Source organism: Geminocystis herdmanii PCC 6308, assembly GCF_000332235.1.
GTDB classification, from domain to species: domain Bacteria; phylum Cyanobacteriota; class Cyanobacteriia; order Cyanobacteriales; family Cyanobacteriaceae; genus Geminocystis; species Geminocystis herdmanii.
In genome coordinates this window covers 264,247-289,830 of sequence record NZ_CM001775.1, presented here as the reverse complement: position 1 = coordinate 289,830, position 25,584 = coordinate 264,247, and the positions used below count along the sequence as shown (strand labels likewise).

Below are 25,584 nucleotides of genomic sequence, written 5' to 3'. Positions count from 1 at the left end.
TTTTAACTCCTTTTAATCAATTTTATATTTAATTAGTTCGTAGGCTTTAGCCTTTTTATTCTAAAATCTCCGAAAGAGATTAAGAGATTACTTCGTTCCTCGCAATGACAGACAAGGGAGATTGCTTCGTTTCCTCTTAATTACAAAACGTAATAGTATTATCCGAAGGAAACACCAAATTTCTCGGCAGCAGATTTGACACCATCGATACCTTCTTCAATGGGTTCGATAAAGCCATCTAATTCGTCGATTAAATCTGCAACAATTTCTCTCATACCAGAAGATTCGTCTTCAGCATTGGTGATTTTTTGTACCATGTCATCGAGAGAATCGGTAACTTTACCAATGGCAGAGGCAATTAATTCTTGTAGCTGTTGTTCAATTTCACTTTGAGCTTTATCCATTAAACCGTCAACACCCCCAGACATGGCTTCGGAGGTAGAAGACAAAACACCACTAAAATTCTCACTGACGGAGGCAAATTCTTGTGCCATAGTTTGAATTTCGCTGGTAACGGTTTCTTGCCCTTGATTTACCTGTTCGGTAAAATTCTGCATTTCTTCTTCCATGCGACTGGTAACGTCTTCGAGTTTGTCTCGCAGAGTTTCCATCACACTTAGAGTACTTTCCATAGCGGAAGCTAATTCTTCTTGACTTGCTTTAATAGAATTTTGGGCTTCTGTTAAGGTGTTTTGAGTAGTTTCTTCGGTGGTTTCGGTTTCGGTTTTTCCCTCCTCAATTTGGGTTTTAAATTCGTTCATTTTTTCCATCGCGCTTTGCACTTCTTCAATCATCTGCTGTTGAGCTTCTTCTAAGAAGGCAGTTAATTCATTAGCACTATTTTCAAAGTTCACCACCTCAGCTTCGGTGTTGGTTTCATTTTCTGCGATTTCATCTTTCATAGCGGTTAATGCTTCTTGAATTTCCGTCATAATGTCCGCTACTTGAGATTGCTTTTCTTCAACGTTGGAGACTAATTCATTGGCTTCGGCTTCCACTTCTTCGGCTAGGGTAATTAAATTATCTAGTCTTTCGGGAAACTGAGTTATCAATTGAGATAACATATTCAAACTGTCGCTTAATTCACTCATGTTTAAAACTCCTTATTTATGATAGATTTTTTGTGTATTAAATAAAACTTTCACATTGTTTCAATAGATTTTGATCTTAATTCTCAAAAAGACGGCTAAAGCCGTTACTACGAACCAAGTTAGAAGTCAAAAGCATCTAAGACGGCATTGATAGCGCTCAATGCTACTTTTGCCGCTACAATAGTGGGTAACATAGGACTGATAGAGGCGGTGACAGAAGTACCAACGGTTGTCATGGTGATGTTTTCTACCATTTCTTGGGCTAAACCAGATACGGCGTTTTCCATTGCGTCTTGAAAAGACTCTGTTAGTTCGTCTTTCATGGTTTCTCCTGAGTATTCGATCGAATTTTCCAGAATTTCGTTTAAACGCTCTTTAAGTTGATCTGCTAAATCCATGTTTTCGTCACTGAAGGAAGAAAGCAAATCTTCAAAACCACTGGTTAAATCCTCTAATTGAGAGGTTAATTCTGTTAATTGCTCCCCTGTCAAATTACCACTAAACTCACTCAGTAAAGAATCTAGCTCACTTTTTTGGGTTTCCCCTACGTTGGTGGCAGTTTCTTCTAACTTATCTTCGGTTTCTTCTTGGGCGGAGGTTAAATTATCTTGCAATCCTGACACTTCATCAGTAAAGGTGCTAAAAAATTCTTCGGCGGTGTTGTTACTTTCTTCTAAAGATGATGTTAAAGTTTCGATCGACTCTATTAAAGTACCGAAAGTTTCTGTTAAGTCAGCAAAAACCCCTTCTAAAGCCTCCTGTTGATTGTTAACTTCTTCCTCAACTTCCCCCTTTTTCTCCTCAATGGATTGGTTAACTTCGTCCATTTTTGCCTGTAACTCGTTTAAGGCTTCTTGAAAACCCGTTAAGCCTTCCATCATGGCGGTAGAATCTTGGGTAAATTCTTCTTTTGAGCTTTCAAAATCACTACTAGCCGTCTCCAATATAGAAGTTACATTTTCTTCGCATTGGGTGAGAGACTCGTTAGTTGATTCTAATTGTTGGGTAAAATCTCCCATTTGATTATTTGCAATATCGAGCGCTTTTAATAATTCTTCTAGCTTCTCGATCGACTCATCAATATTCTGCTCCATCACTTGAGTTTCAGCCATAGTCGCAATCTCCTGATATTAAGTATTAGTAATGAAAGTAAAAAAAATCGCACAAAATCCGTCATCCGTAACAAAAATTAACCTAAAAGGTCTTGAATCAAGTCTAAAACGGGTTTAATCTCATCGATGAGATCGGTAATTTCTCCAACCTGCCCAACAATATCGCCAATACCACCGTCTAACAATTCTTCCGCTTCTTCTCCAGCACTGCTAAGGAAACCTAAAGCCTCCGTTAATCCTCCTGCTGAATCCGTCAAATCTCCCATTAATTCTTCCGTAAATTTAGAAGTGAGAGTACTAACTAAATCATCAGTTTGAGATGTTAAACCTTCTACCAGAGAATCAGCTCCTGATGATGCTTGTTGTTCTACATCATCAAATTCACTTTGCAAACTTTCCAATTTACTGTTTAATTCTTCCGCCAAATCAGCAAATTGTTGGGCTAAATTTTCTGTTTGACTTTGGAAACTTTCAGTAGCCGTGTTTACCGCTTCGTTTAATCCTTCAATGTTGCTTTTTGCAGTTTCTTGATAAGTGCCAAATTGTTCTTCAGTATCCTTGATATTTTGGGCATAACTATCAAAACTAGATTTACTTTCCTCTGTTTGACTTTCGATTTCTGAGGCTATTTCTTCTTTTTTAGCGATAAACTCCTCTAATCTAGCTTGAAACTCCTCGATCGACTGGGTAACTTGATCGGTAATTTCTCCTATTTTGCTTTCAAATTCCCCCATAATATTAGTGGTATTGTCTAATTCCGTTTCGAGGGTAGCTTCTGCCTCCTCAATTTCGGCAATCATCGCTTCCCATTTTGTCTTTGCTTCTTCCCCAGCAGTGGACAAATTTTCGGCGATTTCAGTGGCTTTAGCAACAATTGCTTCCACTTCCTGAAAAGACTTTTCTCCTTCCACAATCAAGGCTTGCGCCCTTTCGTCAACTTGTTCAATTAAAACATTAATTTCCGTTGTTGCCATAATATTAACTCCATTTGTTTTATTCAGAATATTTTTTTTATACTAAACTTACCCCATGATCAAGATATTGTGTTATTAAGAAACACGACACAACCTATTAAAACTATATTTTTGAGATAAATGGGTAATGTCAAGTAATTGTTGAGGATAATTTGTGGTTTTTTAGCTGTTAAATTATGATTATTAAGCTGAATCCTCATAACTTATTTTTTATAATTACATTGTAGTTTTCTCTTTGAGCTAATCTGGTAAAATTTAATATTTTTGTTATATTTCGATCGTAAAAATAAAAAAAAGAATTCTTATTTATTAATAAAACTTAATGATTATGATTTATGAAAAATTGTTTATTAGTTCAAAAAAAAGACATAAATTATTAAAAATAATAACTGTAATACTTTGGGTTTTAGGGAACAGTATTAGTGCTGATGCTCAAATTAATTCCCCTCGTGTGAGGGTTGCCACGAAAAGTTTTCCTCCCTTTGTGTTTGAAGATAGTGGAAGATATGCAGGTTTTAGTATTGATTTATGGAATGAAATAGCCAAAGAATTAAATTTAGAGTCAGAAATCTATGGAGAAAAAACCATCCCTGATTTACTATCTTCTATTCGGGATGAAAATACGGATATTGGCATGGCTGGAATTACTATGACGGCACAGAGAGAAAAAGATGTGGATTTTTCCTATCCTTTTTTTGAGTCGGGATTACAAATTTTAGTCTCTAGTAAAAATATTTACCCTTGGCAAATGGTGATTTCTTTCCTTTTCTCTCCTATTTTATGGAGTACAATACTTTTTTTGATAATAGTAATTTCCATTGCTGCCCATTTAATTTGGATTTTAGAAAGGAAAAATAACCCCGAATTTCCTGAAAAATATATAGAAGGTATTTGGGAGTCTTTTTGGTGGGCGGTGGTAACGGTAGTAACCGTCGGTTATGGTGACAAAACCCCCAAGGGAGTTGCAGGAAGAATTGTCGCTACGGTGTGGATGTTTACGGGAGTAATGCTCATTTCTTATTTTACTGCTTCGGTTACTTCGGCTTTAACGGTGGAAAAATTAGATAATAATATTACTACTATCCAAGATTTACACAATAAACTTGTTGGCACTGTGAGAAACACTACGGCGGAAGAATTTTTAGCCTCTACTAAAGTTAATATGGTGTTGTTTGATTCGATCGAACAGGCTTATACCGCGCTTGAGGAGGGTAAAATAAGAGCGATAGTGTATGATGCCCCTGTTTTGCGTTATTATGCCCGAAGTGAAAGTAATGGAAATGCGAGGGTAGTGGGTTCAGTTTTTGCGAAACAAAGTTATGGTATTGCTTTAAAATCAGATAGCCCTTATCGTGAATCTATTAACCAAGCTATTTTACGTCTTAAGGAAAATGGTACTTACGATCGTATTTATGAACAGTGGTTTGGTGTAGATTAACAGAATGAAGAATTAAAAATTAAGAATTAAAAATTAAGAATTAAGAATTAAGAATTAAAACTGTTACTGATTATCTAATACCTCCCGTCATCAAAAGACTTTTTCATCCTTTTAATTATGAAAATAAATGATATTGTTGCCTCTAATTATAAAATAGTTGACATCTTAGAATATTTCGATTTTGAACAATTTTACTTAGTAGAAAAACTAGGAAAATCTCACAAAAAATATTTGTTACATAATTTTGATTTATCTAATAATAATGAATTGGAAAAAGAATTGATAGATAAAATTAAATTATTGAATCAAAAATCATTAATTAACAATCGATTTTCACCATTAATTGAGATTGTAACTGAAAATAATAATCTTCAAATCATCTATGAAAAAATAGAAGGAATCACTTTACAAAAACAAATAGAAACTAAAATATTATGGACAGAAGAAGAAGCGATTATTAACCTTAAATATCTATTAGAAAGTATTGATTTACTGCATAAACAAAACTTAATTCATCAAATGATTAAGCCTCAAAATATTATTTTATCTGATAAAAATAAGCAATTAATTATTAATAGTTACGGTAAGATAAATATTGTTAATTCACCTGCTATGGTAACAATTACTATTGAAGATAAGCTATATATTGCTCCCGAAAATATTAGAGGTAAAACAGTTTTTAGTAGTGATATTTATAGCTTAGGTATGGTAATTATTTCTATGATTACGGGAAAAAATGCCATCACCTTAGATGAAGATCAAGAAGGGAAATTAATATGGACAAATGAAGAATATTTTAACGAAAATTTAGTGATGATTCTCAATAAAATGATTCATCCTAAAATCAGTCAACGTTATCAAAATATTCTAAATATTATTACTGATATTAACAAATATTTTCCAGATATTAATAATAATAATAGTGGTTATATTCCTACAGAAATTATCCCTAATAATGATCAATTATTAAATACACACCCTACAGAAATAATTAGTAAATATGTTACACAAGATTTTTCAGAAAAAGAAAATCAACCTCAAACTATTGATAAAACTCAGTTGATTTTCCCTAATTATATAGAAGATGAACCCAAAATTTTATCTAATTCTAATATTCATAATAGCTCCATTATTGATGATAATTCTATTATAAATGATAGCTCGATCGAACAGATTTCACTATCATCATTAAATGAATCCAATAAAACGAATAGAGATAATGATAATTCTTCTTTAAACCAGCAAGAAAAATTATTTGTTAATACACATTTTTTGGTAAATTTTATTACTAAAGCCAAGACTCCTAAAGGTATAATTATTAGTTTTTCGATCGCATCATTAATCATCTTTGGTTTTGGCTTTCTCAAAAACTATTTATACGAAAAAAAAATTGATTCTATTTTAGAAGAAATTACTACATTATCCGATGAGAAAAAATATAATGATTGTATTGTTTTTATCAACTCAGATAAAGTACAATCTTTAACAGTTCGAGATAGTATTCAACAAGAATTTTTAGGAAAATGTCAGTTAGGTTTAGCCGAATTAGAAGCATTGAATAATAACTTTTCTGAAGCCATAAAAATTGCTTTAAGAATTGATGGTAAATCATCTGATTATAACCGAGCAAAAACATTTATTGATGATTGGTCAAAACAAATTTTAGAAGAAGCTAAAACTATGGCTTCTCTCGAAAATAATTGCTCGATTATCGAAGAAAAATTAGCTAATATTCCTCAAAGTAGCATTTGGAAAAAAAATGCTTTAGACTTAATTGAAGAATGCAAAAATAGGGTATTAATCATTAATCCTACGGTGGATATTTGTCCAGGTCCTTTATGTGTAGAATGATAAATATAATGGCTCTTCTACTTTGAGTATGATAAATTATGTCTAAAAAAAGGTGTTAAGTGAAATGCAAACTATAAATTTATAACAATTGCATTTTTAAAATACTAAAATTATTATATATCAAAGGTTTTATTCGTTATTTATTATTAAATTATCATAACTACTGTAGAAGAGCCAATATAATTGGATTTAAGTAATGCTTGTTAATTTATCTGGTAAAAATATCTTACCTGCCTTAGAATTTACCTTAGATTATTCAAGAAAATTTATGAAGCAAATAAAATTGAAAATATTAAATTTATTTTCTGTGATCGCCCCAAATAATTTACAATTATTATAAAATAAACTTTTTAAAATTATGAATCAAGATATAATTGCTAATCTTACCCTTATCTCTAAAGAAGCTGATAAAAACAAAAAATATATACTTTCTTCCCAAGAAATAACTTTAATAGGTAGAGCTTCTAACTGTCAAATAGTTTTAAATCCTGATGAATTTATTACCGTTTCTCGCTATCATGCTCAAATTGAATTAGTAGAAATTAACGGTGAATTTTTATGGCAAATCACCAATAAAAGTACTACCAATGGCACGTTAATTAATGGAGAAAAAATTACCGAACCCTATCAATTACGATCGAACGATCGAATCATGTTAGGATTAAAAGGGGCTGAATTTATTTTTGAAACAGAAATCTTAAACGCCACTGTTTTAGTCGAAAATGAACCAGAAACCTTAGAAGAAATTCAGCCAAAAATTGAAGAAGAAAAAATAAAAACTCCGACAGTTTCCCCCACTAAATCTTCAGAGGAAGAAAAAGCTAAAAATATTAAAGAAGAAACGAAAACCAAAGTTCAATCCTCCGTAAAAGAGAAAGATAAAAAAACAGAATCTTCAAAGGAAAAAACAGCTAAAAGTGCTGAAAATAAACCCGATGAATTATCAGAAAAATTAGAAACAAAAATCATAATTAATCCTGTTGCTAATATTACTATTTCTACCGAAAAAACTATTTGGAATTTAGTTAATCCTCAAGAATTAGCAAATATTGACATAGAGACAAAAGATGTGCAAAATATCGCTTTTAGTGCCGATAATCAAACCATATCTATTATCAGAAAAGCTAAAGAAATTATACTTTGTAAGTGGCAAACAAATGGAGAAATTATCACCATGACAGATGCTAAAGTTCAAATGAATATTTCTACATTTAGTCACGATGGAAAAATATTAGCAAGTAGTGGAAATGATAAATCAATTTATCTTTGGAATATCGAAACCCAAGAAAAAATTACTACTTTATCAGGTCATAAATTAGCCATTAATACATTACAATTTAGTCCCGATAATAAAATATTAGCTAGTAGTGGAGCGGATAAACTAATCAAACTATGGAATGTAGAAACCCAAGAAGAAATCGCCACTTTATCAGGTCATAAATTAGCCATTAATAGTTTAGGCTTTAGTAATGATGGAAAATACTTAATTAGTGGCGGAGGTGATAAAGTAATTAAACTATGGAATATGGAAACTCAAGCCGAAGAAAAAACCATCAAAACTGATAGTAAATCTGCCATTCAATATTTAGGTTTTAACGGGGATAAAAAATTAATTTTGTGTACTTTTCAAGATAATAAAGTTAGTTTATTTGACGAAAATTCTGAAAAAGAATTGTTTAATTTTTATTTCCCCGAAACTTTTGGAAAATTAATCACAGTGAATAGTCAAGGAAATTTATTGGCGAGTATTTTAGATGAGACTAAAATATTTATTTCCCAAATTTAATCACAGAAAAGGGGAGGACAATCAGAATTTTCTTTTTGTGGCTCAGATTGTGGATTTGGGGTGATTGCTGGAGGAGATATTTGAGGAATAGATGTGTCAGGAATAGAAGGCTGTGATATTACAGGAGCTTCATCGATAAATTTGTCAAATTCAAAAGCATACCTATTTCCCGTTCTTCGGAGAAAATTACTACTTGATCTCGTCGCTTGAAATAAATTTTGTAATACTTCATTGGGATTATCGTTTCTCCCTTCCAAAGTTAGTAATAATCCATTGTCAAGACATTTATAGGCTGATCCCCCTATGGGCGTTCCTACACAGATAACATTTTGTCCTTTCATTTTACCCGTAGTCAGATACCTTAAAGTTTTATTGTCAGAAAATTCTTGAAATCTTTTTGTTACTTCTTCACATCTTTTTTGAGGAGTCCAACCCGAACCTCTAAAAAAGTCACTTTCCCAAACAATTAACAAAATTCTCCCCTTATCTGTATCGACTACCGTACTAGGTTTTCCTTGATGATTGATACAGCTATAAACATTTTTCTTTGTTTGTGCTTCTACTGAACTATTGAACGATAACAAAGGTGCGATCGACATAGCCAATACCATTATTTTACTTAGCCATGAATTGTTCATAATTTTTAATCTTAAAAAAGTTTTTCCTAATTACGATTATATATTATAACGATTGTAATTTAGCTATAAATTTGTTGATTTCTTAATAAAAAAATAATTTAAGTTCTGATGAGTTTTTTAAATTCGGTAATTTCTTTACTTAAATTTTTTTCTTTCTCTTTAAAAAGGTCTAAATTTGCCTTAATAGAAATTTGTTGTTTTTCCTGTTCTATAATATAGTCATTATAAGTTTCTTGAATATTTTGTAAACTATTATCAAGACGATTTGCTTCATATTCTAAAGTTAAATTCATATCTTGAATAACCTTTTCTAATAAATTTTTACTTAAAGATTGATAATAACTACTAACCTCTTTTCTCAATTTTTCGGCGGCTTCTTCTAATTTTAAATTCTTATCTTGGTTATAAGATGTGGTGAGGAAAAATATTAAAGCAAAAACCCCTAAGCCTAATAAGAAAGGAAATTGTCTAAAAACCCCTGATAATTGAGCAAACATTTCATTTTTACCCACTTTCTGCCCTAAAATCGCAAAAACTAGGGTAGCCATCATCATTATTTGCATTAAATTCGATCGAATAGTTTTCATAATATAACCTGCCATAGACACTTGTTTATGACGAACATCACTATCAATACCCATAAAAGAAATCAGAAAATTATTTTTAACATCTAACTCAGAAGGTTGATGAAATGGAGATTCAGAGAATAAATTAGGAATAATATTAGCCCTTTCATTACTGCGCATTAATAAACCATTTAAACCACCATTACCATAAACATTTAAGATTTTATCCCACTCTTTTAAAGCCCAATTTTCCATAGTAGAAGTAGAGAATTGTATGATAATTTGGTTCAAATCAGTATTAATATCCCCTTGCTTTGGAGATAACTTCACATAAGGTTGTCCTTCTTTTTTAAAAATTATAGGTTGCAAATCATCGACAAAATTTTGAATTTGAGAAATAAGACTACGTTTACTAAAGTTATCTAAAATAGCTGCTTTTGCTTGAGTTAAATCAGTTTTAATTTGTTTAAAAAATTTGTCCTTATCTTCTTTAACTTCTCCCAATACATTTTTAGTTATATCTTTCCAATTTTTTTGAGTCATTTCCTGTAACTTTCCTTGAAAATGAGTAATTTTTTGATTTAATTCTTCATCTTCTTTGACTAAAATGGACTCTAAGGGAGTTATTAAAGGAATTAATTGAGCATTTAATCTTTTAGCTAAAATATTTTCTGGTTGACGCTTAATAACATTACCTAAAGCCTTAATAAATTTATCTAATCTTTTTTGCATAGGTTTAGATAAATTATCTTGATAATCTTCCTGATAATAGGGGGTTAAAGGTACTGGAAAAAAATCTATTTTATAATCAAAATTTTGTGATTCTAACCAACTTTCCCATTCACTTATAACTATTTCTAAATTTTTTTCATCTTCTTGTATATCTAAATCCATTACTACAAATTGTTTAGACATCATTTCGATATTTAATGTCCTTAAAAAAATTGAGTTTAACTGATAATTATCATAGGCACTCACCAATAATAATACATCACAATCAATCACATCATAATAGGCATTATTTATATTGTCTTGATTAACCATTTCTTCCGTAAAATAAAAACAAGCAAAATTATCTTGATAACTACTATTAGCAATGGTTATTATTTCCCCAGAATGTAAGATTCGATCGATAATTTTTTGACCATTAACAAAAGTACTATTACTACTATTTAAGTCTTTAATATGCCATTTAGCCACACCATCCTCATCAAGAATAGTTTTAATTTCTGCGTGTTGCCAAGATACCCCTTTATAAATATTTCCATCTAAAACTAGATTTAATTCAGGATTTCTTCCCACAGTGTAAACTTGATTATTATCAAGGATAATTTCTTGAATAACATTAATTTCATCATCAATAAATTTAACTAACTTTAAAATACTTAAAGATGTTGGTAACATCTCTTTTGGTAACTCTGGAATCAGATCATACTTAATCTTATATCCTTGATTAAATTCAGGATTTTTACTAATTAAATCAAACATTGCCTGAATTAATTTTTCTTCATTACCAACTATTTGTAAGGTTAGTTTTTTTTCTGATAATAAAGCCTCTATTTTATTAACTTTTGAGATAACATTAGTTAACTCATTATACTCAGGTAATTTTCTGTTTAAAAAACTTTTAATACTTTCTATATTTTGCTGTAATTTATCGGCTTTGGGTGGCATAATTTTTAATTAATAATACAAATATTTAATTTAGAAAAGTCTATTAATTATTGATTTTATTATTTAAGTTAAAGTTAATTAATCCTTCTTCTTGAATTTTATTCATTAGCTTTTCGATCGAACTACTGCTAATACCCCAACTTAATTTCTCCATTATTGCTACTTCTTTATCGGGAATAATAGTGCCATTTTGATAGATATAATGATTACCTAAAAACGGATAAGAACCTAAAGCATTAATACCAATTAATTCGCCATTTTGATTAAGAATAGAACCACCACTCATCCCGGAATAGATATTATTACTATAACCTAATTGATAACCTCCGATCAAAGGTTCATGTAAAATATTTTTAACATATCCAAGGGTATATTTAATATTAGATGACTGAGTAAAATTATCTTGAAAAGGAAAACCACTAGCTAAAACCATTTCATTTTTTTGAACATATTTTTTTAGTTTAGCTACATTATATTTTTCTGAACTACTAAATTTTAATAAAGCTAAATCATCCATCACAGTATCTTGATTATTTTGCCAAATAACTTCCCCCACATAAATCTTATTTCGATAAGTTTGAATTTTATAATTAACATTAGTATCTTTGATGACATGATTATTAGTAATCACATAATAAATGCCATTATCTTCTCCAATGATAACCCCAGAACCGCCTTTTTCCTCAGAAGAAAATATCCTCACAGTAATTAATCGAGCCTTTATTTTTAATTGTCGCTCATGGAGTAAATTAATTTTATCTTGAGGATTTTCATTTTTTTCCAACCCTCCATTATTAGTAAGAATATCATCTCCTCTTTGCTTAATTTTTTCCACTAATTTTGTTTGTTGCCCTGTTTTTATGTGCCAAAATATGCCCACAAGTAACAATGTGCTTAAAACCGCCATTGTCAATTTACCTGACATCTTGAATATAGACAACATACGAAAAGAGTTTAAATTATTTTTTTTGATCTCATTTCCACAGATAAACAATTTTCAATTTTTAAAATATTAACTTAAAATCAATTTAGGTATATTTTATCTCAATGATAGATACTTTTACTTATCTCAACCGATAATTTTATGATTTATGGAAGTAAATATTCTATTTAGCTAATGGGTGAATCTTGATACATAAAAAATCTTTAGATTTTTTTAAGATTTGTAGTGAACACTTGCAATTACCTGATCAACAATCACGAAAAAACAAATGTGATTGATATTTCTTAACAAATAATGTATTGAAAAAAAGAAATACCTTATATACAATAACAGTAAATTGTTTAAACATAAGAAGTTTAACGAAAATTCCCCATTAAGGTATTGCTATGTTGAAAAAAACTGGTTTATTTGTTGTTATTCTATCATTTCTTGCTCTGTTAGAACCTCGATCGAGCCAAGCCCAAGAAATTAAAGTCGATGGTAGCACTGCCACCATTGTAACCAAAGACGGCGATCGAATTACCATAGACGGTAACACCTTTTCCAGAGACGGTAAAAACCTATTTCACAGCTTCAAGGAATTTGGTTTAACACAACAACAAATAGCCACTTTTCTGACGAATCCCAATATTCACAATATCTTAACGAGGGTGACAGGAGGCAACCCTTCCTACATTAACGGCTTAATTCAAGTAGTGGGAGGTAATAGTAACCTTTTCTTAATGAATCCAGCAGGGGTGGTTTTCGGCTCAGGAGCTAGTATAAATGTTCCAGCAGACTTTACCGCCACCACAGCAACGGGTATCGGTTTCAATAACGGCGTTTTTAGTGCTGTCGGTAGTAACGACTATAGCAACTTAACCGGCAATCCCACTAACTTTGTTTTCAATACCAATCAACCGGGTAGCATTATCAATGCAGGAGACTTAAAAGTTTCTGAAGGTAGTAATATTAACCTCATCGGCGGTAATGTAATTAATACAGGTTCGATCGAAACCCCGAACGGTAAAATCAACATACAAGCCGTTGCAGGGACATCAAGGGTAAAAATCACCCCCGAAGGCAGTTTATTGAGCTTAGAGCTTGATATACCTCAAGATGAGCAAGGAAATTTACTAGGGTTCACCCCTCAAGATTTGCCCACTTTGTTAACAGGAGCGAATAACGCAGGAGTAGCCACTCCGAATATCACCATCAAAAACAATGCCGTAGGGGTTAATGGTATTAACCCCCAAGTTAATGGTATTAACCCCCAAGTTAATGGTATTAACCCCCAAGTTAATGGTATTAACCCCCAAGTTAATGGTATTAACCCCCAAGTTAATGGTATTAACCCTAATAAGCCTCAAGTACAAGTAGCCAATACCACCATACCAGAGGGAACAGGAAGTTCGATCGTTTCTGGGAAGGTTAGCACATCCTCCGAGAGTTTAGGAGGAGAAATCACCGTTTTAGGAGAGAGAGTCGGTGTAATTGACGCTGAAATCACCGCTAATGGTGCGCAAGGAGGCGGTAAAGTCTTAATTGGTGGCGATTTTCAAGGAAAAGGCTCGATTCCAAATGCTCAAACCACAGTAGTTAATAAAAATAGCACCATAACCGCTAATGCCACAGTTAATGGTGATGGTGGAGACGTAATTGTTTGGGCAGATGGTAATACTTCTTTTACTGGTAACATTGAGGCAAAGGGAGGAGAAAATAGCGGTGATGGTGGATTCGTAGAAGTTTCAGGAAAAGACATCCTTGACTTTAACGGAAACGTGGATACTACTGCAAAAAATGGTAACACAGGAACTTTATTATTAGATCCTGAAAATATCATAATCAAAGATGGTAGTTCAGGTGGCGATACAATTATAGTTATCATAGAAGACGAGTCAGATGCAGAAAGTCAACCAAGTTTCAACGCTTTTGTGAATGATGATACCTTTGTTGCGAATGAATCTATATTATATGAACAATCTTTAGAAAATTTATCAGGTACAACTAACGTCATTATTGAGGCAACAAATAATATTACCATAGAAGATTTAAGCGATAATGCCCTTTCTTTTCAAGATAATATTACCATCGGGGCTAATCCTCGTACTTCTGTCACTTTCCGAGCTGACTCTGATGGTATCGGCGGTGGTGATTTCTCTATGAGTGCCACGGATACTATTATCGCCAGAGGACGAGATGTTAATATTTCTGGAAATAATATTACCGTAGGTGCGATCGACACTTCCACTCCAATAGATACCAATGGTAATGCTGGAGATATTACCTTAAATGCTACCAATAATATCAGTGTTCAAGGCACAAGCACTGGCGAGGGAGCTTTTCCCTACAGTTTAGGGGCATTTGTTTCTGTGGGTGGTGTGGGTAATGCAGGAAATATTCGCCTTGACTCTACAAATGCCTCAATTAGTATCTCTCCTGATAATGGAAATATTATTGCTACGACTCCCAGTGGCAACGCTGGAAATATTATCTTGAATGCTCCTAATGGTAATGTTAATTTGCCGTCTAATATTAGATTTGAAAGTTTTAGTAATAGTAACAATACAGGAAATGTCATTTTAACAGGTAATAATATTCAACCATCAGGGGCAAATAGCACCGTTGATTTCGTAGTCAATAACGAAGTTGTTGTTAATACAGAGAACTTTAATGTTGTAATGAATAATACGGGAATTGGCAACCCCGTAATTAATATCAACAGTGATAATAATTTAACTCTTAATCAAAACATTAGTACTAATGGGGGGGATTTTAATGCCGGAGCTAACGATAGCATTGTAGTTAATGATAATGTTGCGATTAATAGTAACGATGGTAATGTTACCCTTAATTCCGATCGAGATGGCTTAAATGGCGGTGCTATCAGAATGAATAGTGGTTCTTCTATCACAGCTAATGGTGGTAACATCGTATTAGGAGGAGGAGGAGATAATCCTTTAAGCACCCCTGCGATTGGAGTCGCAAATACTGGGGCAAATCCGAACGATCGAAATTATGGAATTTTACTCAATAATGCCACCCTAGAAACCAATGGAACAGGTTTGATCAGTTTAAGGGGTACGGGTTTTGGCGGTACGGGAAATGATAACGCAGGAATTGGTTTACAAGGAAACACGACTATTCGTACAGTCGAGGGGAATATTACTCTTGTGGGTACAGGACAAGCAAGTGGACAGCGTAATCATGGTATTGGTTTTTCCAGTCCAGATATTGCTAATGAAACAATTATCATTGAGTCCACAGGTACGGGTAATATTAACTTAGTGGGTATTCATGAGGGTAATGGTACTGGTAGTAATGTAGGTATTCTTACAGAAGGTGATACTTCAGCCAATCCGACAAGAATTATATCTAATTCAGGCATAATCACCTTAAATGGTTTAACAAATGCTTCTTCTGATACATCAAGAGGAATATCTATTCAGGCTAATTCTCAGATTAATTCTATTGGCGGAGGGAGTATTAATCTTAATGCCCATTCCATCAATAACGATGATGCTATTAGAGTATTTGAAAATGGTGCGATTATTACCAGTGGTACAACTACCTTTAACACCCTTTCTATCGATAATGGTAATGGTGAAACCATCATTTACCCTCTTGGTAGCGAAAAAGATATTTTTATCCCTCTTACTTCTCCTAGCGATTTTGGGGAAGTCAGAATTAATAACGCCAGAAATGTAATACTTAACGATGTTAATGATTTAATTCTGTCTAACTTGACAGTTAACGGGGACTTAAATATAACCGTTGGTAATACCCTTACTCAAACCTCAGACTCATTAATTACAGTCTTGGGGAATACCAGTTTGACTACCACAGCGCAAAATTTAGGAAATGTAGATATAAGTAATAATACTGCAACCGAGTTGGGAGAAGTGTTAGTAGGAGGTAATTTTAATCTTAATTCCAATGGAGAAGTAACTCAAACAGCATCAGGAAAAGTTCAAGTAGCTGGAACAACAACAGTACAACCATCAGGCACTAGTCTAAATAATCCTGATAACATCATTAATAAAAGTGGTGCTGTGAATGTAGAAGAAGATAATCAAAATATCACCGTTACCGGAACTGGTATTATTGATGTCTCTAAAGCTCTACTAGATAATGAGCAATCTACTGATATTATCGGAAATTTGACTGTTATTAGTGAAACAGGAGAAGGGGGTGTTGGTTTTAATGGACAACCTTTAAGTGGAAATGTTATTAGTTTAAACAATACAGGAAATAACTTTAATGGGACGGTAAATATTGCTACCCAAGCTCCCCCCATTCAACAGGTAGAAAGTACACCAGCCGGAATCGTACAAACTGATGCCCTAACAGTAGGCGGTTTAACATCTTTAAATGCCACAAATGAAGGTAATATAACTCTTATCAGTAATAATGATTTCAATATTTTGTCCGTGGTGGCAGGAAATAGTATTAATATTAATGATGTTAATAGCTTGGTGTTATCCAATGTTACTGCTAACGCTGACTTAAATATAACAGTTGGTAATACTTTAACTCAAACTCCTGATTCATTAATTACAGTATTAGGTAATACAAGTTTGACTACCACTGCCCAAAATTTAGGAGATGTGGATATAAGTAATAATGGTACAACGGAGTTAGGAGAAGTCTTAGTTGGGGGTAATTTTAATCTTAATTCCAGTGGAGAAGTTACTCAAACACCATCAGGAAAAATTCAAGTAGCTGGAACGACAACGATCGAACCATCAGGGGCAAATCTGAATAATCCTGATAATATTATCAATGGAACTAATAGTAATGGTAGTGTAGAGATTGATGCTAATCAAAATGTAACAATTACAAAACAAGGAGAAATAGATATTTCTGAAAGTTTGAGTAACCAAGGATTGAGTAACAATATTACAGGCAATTTGACTGTTACTAGCGAAGTTGGAGAAGGTGGCATTGCTTTTGATGGACAAGCCTTAACAGGAAATGTTATTAGTTTAAACAATACAGGAAATAACTTTAATGGGACAGTAAATATTACCACCCAAGCCCCCCCGATTGTACCAACTGAAAGTAGTCCACCCGGCATCGTACAAACTGATGCTATTACCGTAACAGGAAGAACTCGACTAAATGCTACTAATCAAGGGAATATCACCCTTACTCATAGTAATAATGATTTTAATATCTTATCCGTGGTAGAGGGAAATAATGTTTCTATAGTCGATCGAAATAGCTTAAATTTGGCGAATATAAATGCGAGTAACTTAACAATTACTACTAATGGAAATATAACTAATAGCGGGAGTATTTTTGTTGCAAACAATACAATCCTTGACACAGGGGGGAATGATATTATTCTCGGTAATAGTAGTAATGATTTTAATATTGTTTCGGTAAATAATGCGAATAACGTCACCCTCTCAGATATTAATAATTTAACTCTATCTAATGTTGATTCTTCAGATAATCCTATTGACATCAATATTTCTGGTGATTTAGCTCTCAGAGTTACTCAAATAAATACGATTAATAGCAATATACAAGCTAATAGTTTAACTACTAATCCTGCCGGGACAACAATTCTAAGGGGGAATGTCACTACTACGGGAAATCAAACTTATCGAGACGCTGTTACTCTAGCTAGTGATGTGCAATTAGATGGTAATAATATAACCTTTGGTAGTTCGATCGATGGTAGTCAGAATTTAATCATTAATACAAATCAAGAAGGAAGAACTACCCTGAATGGCAGTGTCGGAAGTGTCACTCCTTTAAGTAGTTTAACGACTAATGCTGATGGTAAAACTATTCTCAATGGTAATGTCTCTACCACTGGAAATCAGAATTATAATAATAATGTATTGTTACAACAAAGTACTGTTTTTCAAGGGAATAATCTCACGGCTGTTAGTATAGAAGCAAATCAAAATTCTACTACCCCTATCTCTTTAACCATTAATGCTAGTGATAGTGTGACTATTACAGGAAAACCTGGTGCAAATAGTCTTTTAGCTATTAGTACAGCTAGAACAAATAATCAAGAAACGGGAAATATTACTATTAATGCAAACAATGATATTAACTTACAGGGTGCTGTTAATACGACTGCTACTAGTGCAACATTTTTTGCTACAAAGGCCGGAGATATTTCTTTAGCCACTGAAAATGGCGATGTTTCGGTTTTAGCTATTGCTTCTATGGGTACAGAAACTTCCGGAAATGTCACGATTTCTGGCAACAATATAGATACTGGAACTATTCTTACCTTTTTAAATCCGACTAATGTTACCACTGGAAATATTAATATTCAAGGAAACACCACAACAGTATCAGGCACAATACAAGGGCTATCTTTAACTACTTTAGGTACTTTTACTCTAGCAGAAAATCCAGCTATTTTAGCATTACCAAATCGGGCTTTAGCTAGTTTAGGAAATGCGAAGGTGACAACTATTAATGATCAAAATTATCAGAATTTTAATATTGCCAATAATGCGAACCTAAATAGTACTCAAGGAAACATTAATTTTACGGGCAGTGTTAATGGCAATGGCAATAATTTAACCATGAGTAGTTTGAAGGGGGTTAATTTTGGTAATCAAAACTTCACATCCCTAGGGGGTAATTTAGTCATCACCTCCTTTAATAGCGGTGAAATTCTTATCGGTAGTGGCAATGATAGTCAATTTGTCATTAGCAATCTCGATCGAGCTAATGGATTTGACTCTATCACGATCGGACAAAATAATACCAGTGGTACTATTACTATTAATGAAAACTTGACAGTAAATGATCCTTTAACACTTCAAGCAAGTAATATTGTTGTTAATAACAACATCAATGGCAATGATAACGCTTCTATTACCTTAAAGGGTTCAAAAACCACTACCACTCTTAATGCTGATATTATTACTCAGGGTAATAACATCACGATCGATGATAACGTTCTTGTCGGCTCAAATGTCACTCTTTCTACGGGTAACAACAGTACTGGAAATATTGACATTCTTGGTAGTATTAACGGCAATAATAATTTAACTCTAAATGCAGGAAGTAATAGTATTTCTCTTACGGATAACATTAGTCTAGGCAACTTTTCTGTTACTTCCAACAATACCGTCTTTCAAGGTGATTCCATTACTACCACTGGTAATCAAAACTTTAATAGTAATCTTACCTTAACGAAAAATACAAACTTTAATAGTCAAGGTACATTCTCCTCTCAAAATATCTCTAGTAATGGTACTAATGTCATCCTCAATGCAGAAAGTATCTCTACTCAAAATATCATGACTCAAGGCGGAAATATCTCTATGATTAGTAGTGAAGGTGCTGTAAGTACTCAAAATCTTGATACTTCTGGTACAACAGGGGGTTCGATCGAACTTAACTCCAATACAACAATTAATACAGGTACTATTCAAACCAGTGGCAGTAGTCAGGGGGGTAATGTTACTTTAAATGCACCTAGTGATATTGTCGTCACCAGTATCGATGCCAGAGGCAACAATGGCGGAGATGTCGAAATTACAACGGCTGGTACTTTGAGAGTGACGGGTACTGTGGGAGATGGTGTGAGTATTAATACTACTGGTGATAGCTCTGATGGTAGTGTGACGATCGATCTATTCCCCGATGACTCAGAAAATGGTGTAATTAGTGATCCTCGTTTACCGTTTGTTATTGGTGATGCTAGTAAAAACGGTACTGCGGGAACGATTAATAATTTTAACTTCAGTCTTGATGCAGGAGAATATGTGATTAACACCACCAATGGAAATTTAAACTTAAGACTTTTAAGTCGTGTTCCCGTCGATCCCAATAATTCCGTCAATGTCAATAATCCTGTTACAACTGCTGTCGCTACTTTTGCACCTCCAGTAATTCCCATAGCTACCATCACTGAAGCTCAAGAAATTTTAAGCGCCATTGAAAGAGAGGCAGCAGAAAAACCAGCGTTTATTTACGTTAGTTTCACTCCTAAAGGTTTTCAGCCAAAGGATTTAGAAGCAGAATTTGCTCGTCGAGAAGCTACCAATACTCAAGAGTATAGTCGAGTCAACATTAATAATCCAAATCTACAGCCTACCATCGCCTTACAACCTGCCGAAGATGATCAACTAGACTTATTAGTAATCACCAATGAAGGTGAACCCATTCGAGTTACTGTACCCGTTACTCGTAAAGAAGTGGTGGATTCTGCTCTTAATTTATCGATCGAATTATCCTCCGATCGTCTCGATGAACAGTATAAACCCTATGCCACAGAGTTATATAGTTGGTTAATTACTCCTATTGAAGAAACCTTAAAAGAGCGAGAAATTAGTAACCTGTTATTTATCCTTCCTCTCAATATTCGTTTTGCACCTCTTGCCTCGTTATATGACGAGAAAACAGAACAATTCTTAGTGGAAAAATATAGTAGTGGTTTAGCGCCTAGTCTCAACTTAAATGATAACACTTATCGTAGTGTTAAAGACTTAAATCTACTGGCGATGGGGGCGGCGGAATTTGCCGAAGATCAACAACAAACACCTTTACCGGGGGTTAGTATCGAATTACCTACCATCAAAAAAATCTGGAATCAACAAGCCTCTGACAATTATCGAGAGTTTCTCAATGATAACTTTACCTTAGAAACGATTCAGGCTAATTTGGATAAACAACCCTATGGTATTATCCACTTTGGTACTCACGGTTCATTTGGCGCTGATGAACAAGAAGATATTTTCATTCAATTATATAACTCTCGCTTGAATTTCGATGACATTAATCAACTTGGTTTAAGTCGATCGAAGGTAGAATTAATGTTATTAAGTGCTTGTCAAACTGCTTTAGGGAATGATATTGCAGAGTTAGGATTTGCAGGTTTAGCAGTACAAGCTGGAGTTAAAAGTGCCATCGGTACGGTATGGACGATCGGGGATACTGGTACATTAGCATTCATGACGGACTTTTATAGCGAACTGCGAACTCAAACTACTAAAGCTGAAGCCCTACGGCAAACTCAATTAAATATGCTTAATGGCAAGATTTATAAATCTGAGGATGGTAATACTATCATTACCCCCAATATGTCAGTATCTCTTGAGGGATTACCTGAAGATTCTCGACTACGGGAAGACTTCTCTCATCCTTTCTACTGGGCTCCTTTCACTCTGATTGGTAATCCGTGGTAAGAAAGAATTAGGAATTAGGAATTAAGAATGTAGGGGTTTAATATATTAAACCCTCCCTCATCAAAAAATTACTGAAAAATTCCCTATTGTCTTTTGCCTACTTTTTTCCAAAAAAAAATTTTATCATTATTCTCTAATTACATTTACAATTTTATTATTATAATTTAGTCATTTTTTAAATTTACATATCCCCTCATATAAAACTATGAAAATTTCTTTTTTAAAAACAATTTTTTCTATTTCATCCTTTAGTTTGTTATCTTTTTTTTTGATAAAAACTCCCAGTTTTTCTCAAGATTTGGCAAAAAATACGAATAAAAATCTAAATAAAAATTTTTATAATAAACATAATCTAATTGTTCAAAATTCAGAACAACAATTTTTGGTTACTTCGATCGATGTTCAGGGAAATACTATTTTTGAGAATGAAATTAATACTATTATTAAAGATTATGAAAATAAAAATATTACCTCAGAAGATTTACAAAATATCGCTAATCAAATTACGCAACTGTATCTCAACCAAGGGTATATTAGCACTAGAGCCATTGCTGAAAATGTGCTAGAGGGTGTCGCTATTATTCAAGTTTATGAAGGAGAAATAGAAGCGATCGAAATTCTAGGAGCAAATCGCTTAGAAAATTATGTTCGATCGAGATTAGCATTAGGTACAAAAACTCCCCTTAATTCTGGTAGTTTAGAAGATCAATTAAGACTATTAAAAGCCGATCCCCTCATCGACAATATAGAAGCTACTTTGCGATCGGGTACGGGAGAAAAACAAAGTATATTAGTAGTAAAAGTGGAGGAAGCTGATCCCTTTTTTGGTACTGTTGGTGTGGATAACTATTCTCCTCCTAGTATCGGTGCAACTCAAGCTACTTTAGCCGCAGGATATGGCAATGTTTTCGGTTTTGGAGATAGTTTTTCCGTTAATTATCAACCTCGTTTTGAAGACTGGACGGGTACTTATAACCTTGATATTAATTATAATGCCCCTTTAAATCCCATGAATGGCACTTTAAATGCACGGGTATCTATCCAAGAAAATACCGTAGTACAAGGAGATTTTCAAGAGTTAGAAATTAGTGGCGAAAGTCAGTTTTATGAGTTGAGTTATCGTCAACCCCTGATTCGTAATCCACGGGAAGAATTAGCGTTATCTGTGGGTATGAGTTATCGACATGGGCAAACTTTCACTTTTCAAGGACCGACTCCCTTCGGTATTGGACCTGATCAAGAAGGTGTTACACAAACTAATGTCATTAATTTGGGTCAAGATTATGTCAAGCGAGATAGTATGGGCGCATGGGCATTTCGATCGCAATTTCGTATCGGTACGGGATTGTTGGGTGCTACAAAATCCGATCAAGCGAATGATCCAGACGGTTACTTTTATGCTTGGTTAGGACAAATTCAACGGGTACAATTATTAAATCCAGACAATCTTTTGATCATTCAAGGGGATATTCAATTAAGTTTAGACCCATTATTACCCTCTGAACAATTTGTTATCGGTGGTGGACAGTCTGTAAGAGGCTATCGTCAAAATGTCCGCGCTGGAGATAACGGTTTTCGCTTTTCCGTTGAAGATAGAATTACCATTGTTCGTAATGAGGAAAATTTCCCCGTATTTCAATTAGCCCCCTTTTTTGATATGGGCTCGGTATGGAATGTTAAAGGCAATCCCAACTTTTCCGCTAATCAAAGATTTATCGCCGCTTTAGGGTTAGGCTTAATTTGGCAACCTTTTGAAAACCTCAATATGCGTTTAGATTATGCCCCCCCCTTGATTGATCTGGTCGATCGAGGTAATAATATTCAAGATGATGGTTTATATTTTAATGTCAAATACAACTTTTAGAATGGATAATTGAAAATTAATAGCTGTAGGCAGTTAATTAATAATCTGTCATGTAATTTATTGTACGGAAATAGAGTTTTCCAGAAATTTTTTTATCGGTTTGTAGTAAGGGTTTTAACCCTCTTTTAAACTATTTACCATTCACTACTCACTACTCACTAAAATATGTCTAAAGTACAGTCGATCGCACAAACAGCCACAGAAAAAGCCTCTCAATTAGGTATTAAAAAATTTGATATTTATGGTTCAGCCGTTGATCAAACCAGTGTACAAGTGTTTCAAGGTGAACCAAAACAAGTAAAAGCCAGTCAAAAATCCAGTGTTATTGTCAGAGTATGGAATGAGAAAGAACAAATAGGAGTTACTTCTACTACGGATGTGGATGAGGTAGGTATTGAATTGGCTTTGAAAACTGCCTTAGAAGCTAGTTATTTCGGAGTGACAGATCATGTGCCTGATTTTAGCTCGGAAGCAAAATCTCCCCTTCCTATGGTGAAAACTGAATTAGGTAATCCTTCCCCGGCTTCTGATTTAATCAATAAATTATTGAAACTCGAACAGGATTTATTGAACTCCCATGAGGCGATCGCATCCGTCCCTTATAATGGTTTAGCAGAACAAGAAATCGAAAAATTTTATCTTAACAGTGATGGTGCATTAAGAGAAGAAACTCGATCGTTCGCATCTCTTTACTTATATACCACTACTGAACAAGAAAATAAAAAACCCCGTAGCGGTGGTTCATACAAAGTAGCTAATGTTTTAGAAAAATTAGACATGGAAGGCTGTTTTAACGAAACCGTAGAAAAAACCCTTTCTCACCTCGACTACCAACCCATTAAATCAGGGAAATATACCGTAGTCTTTTCTCCTGAAGCCTTTTTGAGTTTATTAGGCGCATTTAGTAACCTTTATAACGCTCAAAATATTCTCGACAAACAAAGCCTTTCCACCCCCGAATCCTTAGGGAAACAAATCGCCTCCCCTTTACTTTCCATTAGTGATAATGCCCTACACGAAGGAAATATATCCGCAGAAACCTTTGACGGAGAAGGTACACCAACCCGAAACCTACCCATTATCGAAAAAGGAGTATTAGTCAATTTTTTACACAGTAGCGTTACGGCTAAAAGAATGAATGCTAAACCAACAGGTCATGCTAGTATAGGGGCAAAAGTCAGTATCAGTCCGAACTATTATCATGTTTTTCGTGGAGAAGAACCTAGTCAAGAGTATAGTTTGGAAAATGCCGAAAATGTTATTTTAATTGATGATATTCAAGCCTTACACGCAGGAGTTAATTCCTTACAAGGTTCATTTTCCTTACCTTTTGACGGTTGGTTAGTCAATAAAGGGGAAAAAGTAAGTATTGAAGCTGCCACTGTAGCAGGAGATTTTTTAGAAGTCCTCAAATCGATCGTTTTTGTGGAAGAAACTCCAGAAATTAGTCCTAGTGGCGTTTCTCCTCGTATCTGGGTTGACAGTTTATCTATTACAGGACAATCTTAAATAGAAGATAGTAGGGTGGGCATTGCCCACCAATTAATATAAGTTTTAATTTTTTACCTTTAATGTCGGTTGAATGCCTCCGTTGAATTTGACAACCAAAATGTGTTACAAAATTAAACCTTTCTGTTAAATTAAATCTTCTGGTAAGTGAACTACCATACACCAAATTAAAAATTATGGTGTAGGCTTCCTACCCAAAGAAATGCTTTTTAATCTTCGTAGATTATTGAGTCTTACTTTCAGGCAATAGGCTTTATCCCTCGTTCCGAAGGTCGTAATTCTATTTAGTTTTTCACCCGCCTTTGTTCATTTACGCTTATCGCTTACAAGAGGAACACTAAATCACCATAAAATCATCTCTCGTTTTCACCACTTTTCTTATGTGGAACTGAGGTTTGGACGGATAATGAAAAGGGTTAACGGTGGGAGAATGTCAAAAACTCAGGTGAGTTCGACATAAAATTTTTGGTGCTGTAAAGGTTGCGGAAAGGGTATCGGAAAGGGTTAAAGAATTGACAAAAAATATATCCTAATTGATTTTTTTATCTTCAATTCTTTGATCGAATTATATAATCTTCTAAAAATTACACCTGCAACCTGAAACCTGCCCTTATCAAACATTCTTGCATCGAACTGAGGTGAACTCAAATCATTAGTTTTTCTTATCAGGATCATAAATTATTCTATGCTGAGAAGCCTTTACATTTCTTCATAAATTTGTCATTATATAAATGTGAGCAATCACAAATTTGTACCTCGAAAAATTTATAACGCAATCATAAAAACATGACTACCACTTTACAACAACAACAGTCTTCCTCATGGGAGCAGTTTTGTCAGTGGATCACTTCTACCAACAACCGCTTATATGTAGGTTGGTTCGGTACTTTAATGATCCCTACCCTCTTAACTGCCACCACTTGTTTTATCATCGCTTTCATCGCAGCTCCTCCCGTGGACATTGACGGTATTCGTGAGCCTGTAGCTGG

The 25,584-nt window shown here is 33.8% G+C and carries 12 protein-coding genes and 1 pseudogene; 7 read left to right on the top strand and 6 right to left on the bottom strand.

What is annotated here, in order from left to right:
- Window positions 1-158: 158 nt before the first annotated feature.
- The 3 genes from SYN6308_RS01520 to SYN6308_RS01510 form a co-directional block, all read right to left on the bottom strand.
- The gene (locus SYN6308_RS01520) at window positions 159-1,091 is read right to left on the bottom strand and encodes a hypothetical protein (protein ID WP_026101855.1); all 933 of its coding nucleotides are present in this window, start codon (window positions 1,089-1,091) and stop codon (window positions 159-161) included.
- Window positions 1,092-1,210: 119 nt separating this feature from the next.
- Window positions 1,211-2,203, bottom strand: a complete 993-nt coding sequence (locus SYN6308_RS01515; RefSeq protein WP_017292662.1) for a hypothetical protein — start codon at window positions 2,201-2,203, stop codon at window positions 1,211-1,213.
- A gap of 77 nt (window positions 2,204-2,280) precedes the next feature.
- A complete protein-coding gene (locus SYN6308_RS01510; RefSeq protein WP_017292661.1) occupies window positions 2,281-3,177 on the bottom strand; it encodes a hypothetical protein in 897 nt (298 codons plus the stop codon).
- Window positions 3,178-3,505: 328 nt separating this feature from the next.
- On the opposite strand from SYN6308_RS01510, the gene SYN6308_RS01505 reads away from it, so the two are divergent.
- From SYN6308_RS01505 to SYN6308_RS23200, 3 genes are all read left to right on the top strand, one after another.
- Entirely contained in the window at window positions 3,506-4,615 is a 1,110-nt protein-coding gene (locus SYN6308_RS01505) for a transporter substrate-binding domain-containing protein (RefSeq protein WP_237741243.1), read from the top strand.
- 117 nt (window positions 4,616-4,732) lie between these two features.
- On the top strand, window positions 4,733-6,466 hold the full coding sequence (locus SYN6308_RS01500; RefSeq protein WP_017292659.1) for a protein kinase domain-containing protein: 1,734 nt from the start codon (window positions 4,733-4,735) through the stop codon (window positions 6,464-6,466).
- A gap of 358 nt (window positions 6,467-6,824) precedes the next feature.
- A complete protein-coding gene (locus tag SYN6308_RS23200; RefSeq protein WP_017292657.1) occupies window positions 6,825-8,252 on the top strand; it encodes an FHA domain-containing protein in 1,428 nt (475 codons plus the stop codon).
- Here the strand turns inward: SYN6308_RS23200 and SYN6308_RS21425 are convergent.
- The 3 genes from SYN6308_RS21425 to SYN6308_RS01475 form a co-directional block, all read right to left on the bottom strand.
- Window positions 8,249-8,890, bottom strand: a complete 642-nt coding sequence (locus SYN6308_RS21425; protein ID WP_083879509.1) for a COP23 domain-containing protein — start codon at window positions 8,888-8,890, stop codon at window positions 8,249-8,251. The two genes, SYN6308_RS23200 and SYN6308_RS21425, sit on opposite strands and share 4 nt — an antisense overlap.
- 98 nt (window positions 8,891-8,988) lie before the next feature.
- The gene (locus SYN6308_RS01480; protein WP_017292655.1) at window positions 8,989-11,130 is read right to left on the bottom strand and encodes an FHA domain-containing protein; all 2,142 of its coding nucleotides are present in this window, start codon (window positions 11,128-11,130) and stop codon (window positions 8,989-8,991) included.
- Window positions 11,131-11,173: 43 nt separating this feature from the next.
- Window positions 11,174-12,037 (bottom strand): S1 family peptidase, encoded by an 864-nt coding sequence (locus SYN6308_RS01475; protein WP_017292654.1) that lies wholly within the window; start codon window positions 12,035-12,037, stop codon window positions 11,174-11,176.
- 422 nt (window positions 12,038-12,459) lie between these two features.
- Here SYN6308_RS01475 and SYN6308_RS01470 point away from each other — a divergent pair, with 422 nt between their 5' ends.
- From SYN6308_RS01470 to SYN6308_RS24390, 4 genes and pseudogenes are all read left to right on the top strand, one after another.
- A complete protein-coding gene (locus SYN6308_RS01470) occupies window positions 12,460-21,222 on the top strand; it encodes a CHAT domain-containing protein (protein ID WP_017292653.1) in 8,763 nt (2,920 codons plus the stop codon).
- Between the two features lie 205 nt (window positions 21,223-21,427).
- Window positions 21,428-23,086, top strand: coding sequence for a ShlB/FhaC/HecB family hemolysin secretion/activation protein (locus SYN6308_RS01465; RefSeq protein WP_017292652.1), 1,659 nt, complete (start codon window positions 21,428-21,430; stop codon window positions 23,084-23,086).
- Window positions 23,087-23,251: 165 nt separating this feature from the next.
- Window positions 23,252-24,595: a TldD/PmbA family protein gene (locus SYN6308_RS01460; RefSeq protein WP_017292651.1), complete on the top strand. Its 1,344-nt coding sequence runs from the start codon at window positions 23,252-23,254 to the stop codon at window positions 24,593-24,595.
- 786 nt (window positions 24,596-25,381) lie between these two features.
- A pseudogene (locus SYN6308_RS24390) lies at window positions 25,382-25,584 on the top strand (photosystem II q(b) protein); the annotation flags it as partial.